This is a genomic window from Rhodoferax lacus (assembly GCF_003415675.1).
Taxonomy (GTDB): domain Bacteria; phylum Pseudomonadota; class Gammaproteobacteria; order Burkholderiales; family Burkholderiaceae_C; genus Allorhodoferax; species Allorhodoferax lacus.
The window spans coordinates 18,941-27,394 of sequence record NZ_QFZK01000031.1; the positions used below are offsets into that span (position 1 = coordinate 18,941).

Sequence of the window (8,454 nt, forward strand, 5' to 3'; positions counted from 1 at the left end):
TCCACCTGATCACAAGGAGCCTCTGATGGCAGCAGGTAAGGAACTACGCACCAAGATCAAATCGGTGGAAAACACCAAGAAGATCACCAAGGCCATGGAAATGATCTCGGTCTCCAAAATGCGCAAGGCGCAGGAGCGTATGCGCGCTGCCCGCCCTTACAGCAACAAGATCCGGGACATCGCCACCCATCTGGGACAAGCCAACCCCGAGTACGTGCACGCCTTCATGAAACCCAACGACGCCAAGTCGGTGGGCATGATTGTGGTGAGCACAGACAAGGGCTTGTGCGGCGGTCTCAACACCAACCTGTTGCGTCTGGTTACCAACAAGCTGCGCGAAACGCAGACTGCTGGACAGACAACGCAAGCGGTGGCGATTGGCAGCAAGGGTCTGGGCTTCTTGAACCGTGTGGGCGTCAAGGTGGTGTCCCATGTGACCCATCTGGGCGACAAACCGCATCTGGACAAGCTGATCGGACCGGTCAAGGTCTTGCTCGACGCGTATGCCAAGGGTGAAGTGAACGCGGTCTATCTTTGCTACAACAAGTTTGTCAGCACCATGAAGCAAGACCCCGTGGTCGAGCAACTGCTGCCCCTGTCTTCTACCCAAATGGAAGCACAGACCAAGGCGGCGGGAACCGGCCACGCCTGGGACTACCTGTATGAGCCCGACGCTCAGACCGTCATCGACGAGTTGCTGGTGCGCTATGTGGAGGCGCTGGTATTTCAGGCGCTTGCAGAGAACATGGCGTCCGAACACGCCGCACGCATGGTGGCCATGAAGGCCGCAACCGACAATGCCGGCAGCGTCATTGGCGAACTCAAGCTCGTTTACAACAAGACGCGTCAGGCAGCAATTACCAAAGAGCTGTCCGAAATTGTGTCTGGTGCAGCTGCTATCAGCGGCTAAGCGATTTCAAAAATTATTGGAGCGAAAAATGCAAGCCCAAGGAAAAATTGTTCAGTGTATCGGTGCGGTGGTTGACGTTGAGTTTCCCCGTGACCGCATGCCCCGCGTGTATGACGCTCTCAAGATGGAAGGCTCGCCGCTGACCCTCGAAGTGCAGCAGCAGCTTGGCGACGGCATTGTCCGTACCATTGCGCTGGGTTCTTCCGACGGCCTGCGCCGCGGACTGGTGGTCTACAACACCGGCGCCCAAATCACCGTGCCCGTTGGTAAAGCCACACTGGGCCGCATCATGGACGTGCTGGGCACGCCCATTGACGAGCGTGGCCCCGTGGACCAGACGCAAACCGCGTCCATCCACCGCAAGGCTCCTGCCTATGACGAACTCAGCCCTTCGCAAGAGCTGCTGGAAACCGGCATCAAGGTGATTGACCTGGTGTGCCCGTTCGCCAAGGGCGGCAAGGTGGGTCTGTTCGGTGGTGCCGGTGTGGGCAAGACCGTGAACATGATGGAACTCATCAACAACATCGCCAAGGCGCACAGCGGCTTGTCCGTGTTTGCCGGTGTGGGTGAGCGTACCCGTGAAGGCAATGACTTCTATCACGAAATGGCCGACTCCGGCGTGGTGAACCTCGAGAAGCTCGAAGACTCCAAGGTCGCCATGGTCTACGGTCAGATGAATGAGCCCCCGGGCAACCGTCTGCGCGTGGCGCTGACCGGCCTGACCATTGCCGAATCCTTCCGTGACGAAGGCAAGGACGTGCTGTTCTTCGTGGACAACATCTACCGCTACACACTGGCCGGTACCGAAGTGTCCGCTCTGTTGGGTCGTATGCCTTCCGCCGTGGGCTACCAGCCCACCCTGGCCGAAGAAATGGGCCGTCTGCAAGAGCGTATTACATCTACCAAAGTGGGCTCCATCACTTCCATCCAGGCCGTTTACGTTCCTGCCGATGACTTGACCGACCCGTCGCCTGCTACCACCTTCGCCCACCTGGATTCCACCGTGGTGCTGTCGCGTGATATCGCTTCTCTGGGTATCTACCCCGCCGTGGACCCGCTGGACTCCACCAGCCGCCAGCTCGACCCGCTGGTTGTGGGTGCAGACCACTACGACACCGCCCGTGCGGTGCAGGGTACGCTGCAGCGCTACCGCGAACTGCGCGACATCATCGCCATCATGGGCATGGACGACCTGGCTCCTGAAGACAAACTGGCTGTGGCCCGTGCGCGCAAGATCCAGCGTTTCCTGTCGCAACCGTTCCACGTGGCTGAAGTGTTTACCGGTTCGCCCGGCAAGTACGTGTCGCTGGCCGAAACCATCCGTGGTTTCAAGATGATCGTCTCCGGCGAGTGCGATCACCTGCCCGAGCAGGCCTTCTACATGGTCGGTACCATCGACGAAGCGTTCGAAAAAGCCAAGAAGGTCTAAGCCATGAACACCATCCACGTTGATGTGGTCAGTGCAGAAGAGTCCATCTTCTCCGGCGAAGCGCGCTTTGTCGCACTTCCTGGTGAAGCCGGCGAGTTGGGAATCTATCCCCGCCACACTCCGCTGATCACGCGCATCAAGCCTGGCTCGGTGCGCATTGAAAAGGCCGATGGGTCCGAAGAGTTCATCTTCGTGGCCGGTGGCATTCTTGAAGTCCAGCCCAACTGCGTGACCGTGTTGTCTGACACGGCCATCCGCGGGAAGGACCTGGACGACGAAAAGGCCAACGCCGCCAAGGCCGCAGCCGAAGAAGCCGTCAAGAACGCCAAGAGCGAAATTGATTTGGCCAAGGCCAGTGCCGAGCTCTCCGTCATGGTGGCTCAGCTTCAGGCCCTGCGCAAATTCCGTGTGAAGAAATAAGTCACCTCGCTACGGCCAAGAAAACCGCCCTCGGGCGGTTTTTGTTTTTTGGAGGAAAATCGCCGCCATGTCCAGAACCAAGCCCCAACTGCATGCCGCTACCCTGGGCGGAACCCCTGACGATGTGGAAGCCGCCTTCTACGAGGGCTTGCGCAGCGGAGATCTGGACAAACTCATGGCCTGCTGGGCCGATGAGGATGACATCGCCTGTATCCACCCCGGCGGCACACGTCTGCTGGGCATGGCCGCCATCCGGGCCGCGTTTGAAGCCATGTTTGCCAATGGCGGCGCCGTACCTGTAACCGCAGAACACATACGCCGCGTGGATTCCATGGCCAGTGCTGTGCACCATGTGCTGGAGCGCGTGGATGTATTGACCTCCGAGGGTGCGGTGCAGGCCTATGTGCTGGCCACCAATGTGTACCACAAGACCGCACAAGGCTGGCGCTTGGTGGTGCACCATGCCAGCCCTGGTACACAGGGTGCGGCCACCGAAATGCCCCACACGCCCAAAGTGCTGCATTGACACTGGCCAGAGCAACACGTGTAGCGACGGTGGCGCCAGTGCCTTACCAATCCCCAGCATGGTTGCCGGGCGGCCACCTGCAAACCATTTGGCCCGCACTGCATGGTCGGCGCATGCCCATCCAACTGCCTTACCAGCGTGCACGCTGGACCACGCCCGACCAGGACTTCATCGACGTGGACTGGCTGGTTGCTGCCCCCACGCTTGCCGCTGCGCGTGCTGCGCTGCCCCCCGAGGGGGCTTGCCTTGCCTGGGGCGGCCCGGCGCAGCGGCCTGCCCCCACGCTGATGGTAATGTTCCATGGCCTGGAAGGCAGTTCGCACAGCCACTATGCCCGTGCCTTCGCCAGCCACGCCGGCCAGCAGGGAATGGACTTCGCCGTAGCCCATTTCCGTGGCTGCAGTGGTGAGATCAACCTCGCCCCACGGGCCTACCATTCCGGTGACCATGCTGAAGTGGACTGGATCCTCCAGCGCTTTCGCAGTGAACACGCTGGCCCGATCATTGCCGTGGGCGTCTCATTGGGCGGCAATGCACTGCTGCGCTGGGCAGAGGAGGCCGGGCACAGCGCCACGAATGTGGTGAGCGCCGTGGCTGCCATCTGTGCACCCCTTGATCTGGCGGCGGGTGGATGGTCCCTGGGGCGTGGCTTCAATCGCTGGACCTACACCCCCATGTTCCTGCAGACCATGAAGTCCAAGGCCATGCGCAAGCTCCAGCAGCACCCCGGCCTGTTTGACAGACATGCGCTGCAGGGGGCCCACACCCTGTATGACTTTGACAACGTCTTTACCGCACCCCTGCATGGCTTTCGCAACACCGAAGACTACTGGGCCCGCGCCTCGGCCAAACCGCATCTGCATGCCGTGCGGATACCCAGTCTGCTCGTCCATGCGCGCAACGACCCCTTTGTACCGGCATGGAGCCTGCCCGTGCAGCGAGACGTCAGCAGCCATGTCACACTGTGGCAGCATGCCGAGGGCGGCCATGTGGGATTTGCACAGGGCAAGCCACCCGGCCAATTGCACTACCTGCCGCAGGCTGTTGGCGGTTGGCTGCAGCAGCACGCCGCGTAACCAAGGACCCAGGATGGATGACATCGTCAAACAGGCCATGCTTAAGTGGCCCAACGTTCCCCACTGCTATGGCTGGCTGGGCCTCGATGCCCGGGGCAACTGGTACATGCGGGACGACCGCGCACAGTCCCTGGGCAGCTTTGCCAGTGGCATACCCGGCGCCAAGGGCAGCTTGTTGCAACATGCGAAGCTGATCGAATTCATACAACGCAACTATGCCAGCGACGCACAAGGCCAGTGGTTCTTCCAGAACGGGCCGCAGCGCGTCTACGTGGAACTGGAGGCCACACCCTGGGTCTGGCGCGTGGCGTCTGACTTCCACATGACTGCGCACGATGGCACAGGCGTTGACTGGCAACAGTGCTATACCGATGAGCGCGGCTGGCTGTACTGCCAGACCAGTCTGGGCTTTGGCCTGGTCCATACGCAAGACGTCACCACTGCGGCAGACGCCATTGAGCAGGGCCTGTGGAACGTGCAGAACATCTTGCGCAGCGAACTGCCAGGGCGCTTTGGCTTTGCAATCAGTCCACAGGGAATGCAAGCAACAAAAAAGCCGGTGCAGTGACCGGCTTTTGAGTGGGATGGCAGGGGCCTACTTGGCAGCCTCTGCGGCAGCAGGAGCCTTGGGCTCGTCAAACTTGGCGCCCCCTGCATTGGCCATGTAGACCACGCCGCGCGCCACTTCCAGATCAGCCAGATCACCACCGCCTTGAGCGGGCATGGCACCCTTGCCCTTGAGGGCCGAGTTCCACAAAGCGTCAAAGCCCGTCTTGATACGAGGGCCCCAGGCGCCCGCATCACCCAACTTCGGAGAACCCACCATGCCGGACTGGTGGCAACCGGAACACACCGCCTTGTAGACTTCTTCGCCAGACTTCAGGGGACGGTTCACGTCGCGAATCTCGACCATGCCAACCTTCTGGATGCGCTCTGCAATCGCACGCTCCGGGTCCACAGAGCCGGCGGCGGGCTTGTTGCCCGAGGTCACAAAATAGACCAGGCCGATGATGATGAACACGGGAAGAATGAACGAATACGCTACAGCCAGCAGCAGTTGTTTGGGATTCTTGATGGGACCGGTGTGGTCCTCTTCGTGAACGTTGGCGTTGCTGTTGTCGCTCATGTATTCCTCTGCGGTGCGTTAGGCGTCTGAATGAAGGCTGGATTATAGCGGCCGCCCCGGAGATTGCGCCTACAATGCGGGATCACAATGCGGCTGTAGCTCAGTGGATAGAGTATTGGCCTCCGAAGCCTATCGTCATCCCGGCTTCCTGCGAAAATGTGAATATCGGTCTTTTTTAGAGTTGCGGCTGTAGCTCAGTGGATAGAGTATTGGCCTCCGAAGCCTATCGTCATCCCTGCTTCCTGCGAAAATGTGAGTATTGGTCTTTTTTAGAGTTGCGGCTGTAGCTCAGTGGATAGAGTATTGGCCTCCGAAGCCAAGGGTCGTGGGTTCGATCCCCGCCAGCCGCACCACCAGAGGGGAAACCGCAGAGTCGGTGCTCACATGAGCGATGCAAAGTCGCTCGGGGTGATAGTCAAAATCCTGAAACCCAAGGCACAGACGGTGTTTGGAGCAATCGTCAGGAGGAATTTCAGTGAACATCCTGTGCCCTGGCTGTGCCACGTTTGTGCCCAATCTGTGCCACGTGATTTTCAGTTGCGTCGAATTGTGACTATTGGCCTTGTGCCCGACTCAGGACCACGCAGCACCCTCCAGAGATTTCATTCTTTAGACTGGTCTCGAGTTCCACCAGTACTGAGATCAGCAAGCCAGATGCAAAACCAAAATCAGAGACAGAAAGCCGCACACAGATGAAAGAAGATGAGTTGGACCAGCTCCGAGCCACGGTTCGTGCGCCGTTCGCGGCTGACAAGGTCGCAGAAGACAAAAGGCTAAAGGCCGAAATTCTGCTGATGCGCTGTCATGTCCGCATAGTTGAAGACAAACCGGGCCGACTAGTGTGTGAAGGCAATTACGGTAAGGCCGTTGCTGACCAGAAGGAAGCCACCCTGTTTGACATCGAAACCCAGAAGCCTCTGCGCTGGCAACCCTACAAGAGCCACCTGTTCGCAGTTCACAGTGCCCTGTGCTGGGCTGCGTTGGGGATATCAATCGGTTGAAGGGTTGAATCCCGCTAACTGCAAAGACAGAAGTTACGACGAATCCCTCCACAGTAACTGTGAACTGAGCTGGGGATAACTGCGGGCCAAGTACCTCAAACCCGCATGCATATTAGGGTTGTGCAGGATGCTCAAAAAACAAGCTGAAGTGCCGCTGGCATGTGGAGAGTGCAGTGATACCTTTTGGCAGCAGTGGACCGACGGACTTTCGCTTTGGGCCACTTGCGGAAGTTGGCCGGTGACTGCGCTCTGGAAGACAATCGCTCCCATTTGTTGCACCGCGGGATACGCAGCCGCTTAGCTGAAGTTAACCTGAAGCCAACAGAAGCGTCTAAGTCTGGTAAAGCACTTCATAATCAAGATCCACCCGCTTTTCGAGATGCCTACCTTTCATCATGGATAAACTCTTGCTGCAGCAGTATGTGCTGGAGCGGCTCGCCGAAGACCTGCAGCAAGCCGAACAGGCAGTGCGTGCGGCCCATGAAACGGCGACTCACGAAGAAAACATTGCCGAAAACAAATACGACACATTGGGACTCGAAGCCGCCTACCTAGCCACCGGCCAGGCTCGGCGCGCCGAAGGAATCCGCCAGGCGATGGCCCATTGGCGCCAATTCCGCCCACGCCCCTACGACGCCAGCAAAGGTATACAGCTCGGCGCGCTGGTCTGCCTAGTCGATTCAGACGACAAGCAGCAACTGGTCTTTCTCGGGCCGGATGGGGGCAGCATGAAGTTGGTCAACGGCGCTCAGCTCGTTCAGGTCATCAGTAGCGAAGCCCCTTTGGGCAGGGCCGTGCTTGGCAAATGTGAGGGTGATGAGGTGTGGATACGGGTCGCTCCAATCCAACAGCAATTTGAGGTGCTGCGGGTTTATTAATCCGCAAGCAAGCCCATGCCATGTTGGTTGAGGTCAACAGTCGTGCCTGGAGGCTAGACTTCGGCTGTGGGCCAGGTGCGGTCATTGACGAGTGGCAGGTATCTGGAAGCCAATCGTGGTTCGAGATGCCGCGTCGGCACTGTCAGCGCTAGGTCTTGGATGCAGCGACTGCGGTCCTTTACCTACGACGTCACCAGTGGCCGCTCTGCGGCCGATAGCTGCTGTGAACTCTGACGCGGCGTTGATTGAAGTCCGTCAGGTAACGCGTGGGTCTCCCCCGCGCAAGCGCGGCAAGATAACCTTGCATCACTTAACAGACTTCAGATCGCCGCAGTCTTGATGAGTTTGCGCACGGCTATGCACCGCATCGCCGTACCAGACGGCCAACTTGCGCATGACCGGCTCACTACCCCAGCACCAGGTGCAGACCGGATCGGTGAAGGCCAGGATTTCTATTTGGGATGGGGACGGCCTGCAATGCTCCTCAAAAAGCCAGTTGGGTCACGACTTAAGCGATGCTCACGCCTATGGCCGGAAACACATCGGTGAACAGCAAGGTAATCAACTGCTGGCCTGTTGGTGTGGACCAGTCCTGCGCAATTTCTGCCATGAGCGTGTTGGTCGCAGTGAGCACCACGCCTGCGTCGTGCATGCGCTGACGCGAGAACTCTTCAGACAGCACGCTGGGTGAGCCCGACGCGTCCATGACAGCTTGAACGCCAAAGCCTTCTTTTGCTGCATCGATGGCCGGGAAGAGCAGGCATATGTCGGTCGTGACACCGGCCATAATCAGGTTCTTGCGCCCCGTGGCAAGTACCGCCTTGTGAAAGTCGGGGTAGGCCCAGGCATTCACGACACCGGGGCGTTTGACACGGGCTGCGAAGGCCTCGGGCAGGATTGCGGCAATCTCCGGCAGGATCGGGCCTTGGGCGCGCTCTTCCTGGCTGGACGTGATCACCACTGTTGATTCCAAATGAAGGTTGGGCCAAAAAAGTAGGAATTCCAGTCGAAAACTGAGCCACGTTATCCACAATCCTTGCTTCATTTTTGAGCAGGGGTGATTAGGAGTGATAGACGTGGGAACCCTC

The 8,454-nt window shown here is 59.0% G+C and carries 10 protein-coding genes and 1 tRNA gene; 9 read left to right on the top strand and 2 right to left on the bottom strand.

Annotated elements, in window-relative coordinates; translation table 11 throughout:
• The first annotated feature begins 25 nt into the window (after positions 1-25).
• The 6 genes from atpG (at position 26) to DIC66_RS21850 (ending at position 4,929) form a co-directional block, all read left to right on the top strand.
• On the top strand, positions 26-910 hold the full coding sequence (gene atpG / locus DIC66_RS21825; protein ID WP_117180297.1) for a F0F1 ATP synthase subunit gamma: 885 nt from the start codon (positions 26-28) through the stop codon (positions 908-910).
• 28 nt (positions 911-938) lie between these two features.
• Positions 939-2,339 carry a F0F1 ATP synthase subunit beta gene (atpD, locus tag DIC66_RS21830; RefSeq protein ID WP_117180298.1) on the top strand — a complete coding sequence of 467 codons (1,401 nt, stop codon included), beginning with the start codon at positions 939-941 and terminating at the stop codon, positions 2,337-2,339.
• 3 nt (positions 2,340-2,342) lie between these two features.
• The gene (locus DIC66_RS21835) at positions 2,343-2,759 is read left to right on the top strand and encodes a F0F1 ATP synthase subunit epsilon (RefSeq protein ID WP_117180299.1); all 417 of its coding nucleotides are present in this window, start codon (positions 2,343-2,345) and stop codon (positions 2,757-2,759) included.
• Between the two features lie 67 nt (positions 2,760-2,826).
• Positions 2,827-3,285 (top strand): YybH family protein, encoded by a 459-nt coding sequence (locus DIC66_RS21840; RefSeq protein WP_117180300.1) that lies wholly within the window; start codon positions 2,827-2,829, stop codon positions 3,283-3,285.
• Positions 3,286-3,323: 38 nt separating this feature from the next.
• Positions 3,324-4,361 carry a YheT family hydrolase gene (locus DIC66_RS21845; RefSeq protein WP_233506063.1) on the top strand — a complete coding sequence of 346 codons (1,038 nt, stop codon included), beginning with the start codon at positions 3,324-3,326 and terminating at the stop codon, positions 4,359-4,361.
• Positions 4,362-4,374: 13 nt separating this feature from the next.
• Positions 4,375-4,929 (top strand): DUF2946 family protein, encoded by a 555-nt coding sequence (locus tag DIC66_RS21850; RefSeq protein WP_117180301.1) that lies wholly within the window; start codon positions 4,375-4,377, stop codon positions 4,927-4,929.
• 27 nt (positions 4,930-4,956) lie between these two features.
• On the opposite strand, the gene DIC66_RS21855 is transcribed toward DIC66_RS21850, so the two are convergent.
• Positions 4,957-5,487 carry a c-type cytochrome gene (locus DIC66_RS21855; protein WP_117180302.1) on the bottom strand — a complete coding sequence of 177 codons (531 nt, stop codon included), beginning with the start codon at positions 5,485-5,487 and terminating at the stop codon, positions 4,957-4,959.
• Between the two features lie 277 nt (positions 5,488-5,764).
• On the opposite strand from DIC66_RS21855, the gene DIC66_RS21860 reads away from it, so the two are divergent.
• The 3 genes from DIC66_RS21860 (at position 5,765) to DIC66_RS21870 (ending at position 7,366) form a co-directional block, all read left to right on the top strand.
• Positions 5,765-5,840: transfer RNA gene (locus DIC66_RS21860), tRNA-Arg, on the top strand.
• 339 nt (positions 5,841-6,179) lie between these two features.
• Positions 6,180-6,488, top strand: coding sequence for a hypothetical protein (locus DIC66_RS21865; protein ID WP_117180303.1), 309 nt, complete (start codon positions 6,180-6,182; stop codon positions 6,486-6,488).
• Positions 6,489-6,883: 395 nt separating this feature from the next.
• Entirely contained in the window at positions 6,884-7,366 is a 483-nt protein-coding gene (locus tag DIC66_RS21870) for a GreA/GreB family elongation factor (RefSeq protein WP_117180304.1), read from the top strand.
• Positions 7,367-7,874: 508 nt separating this feature from the next.
• Here DIC66_RS21870 and DIC66_RS21880 read toward each other — a convergent pair.
• Positions 7,875-8,438 (bottom strand): isochorismatase family protein, encoded by a 564-nt coding sequence (locus DIC66_RS21880; protein WP_233506065.1) that lies wholly within the window; start codon positions 8,436-8,438, stop codon positions 7,875-7,877.
• Between the last annotated feature and the right edge of the window lie 16 nt (positions 8,439-8,454).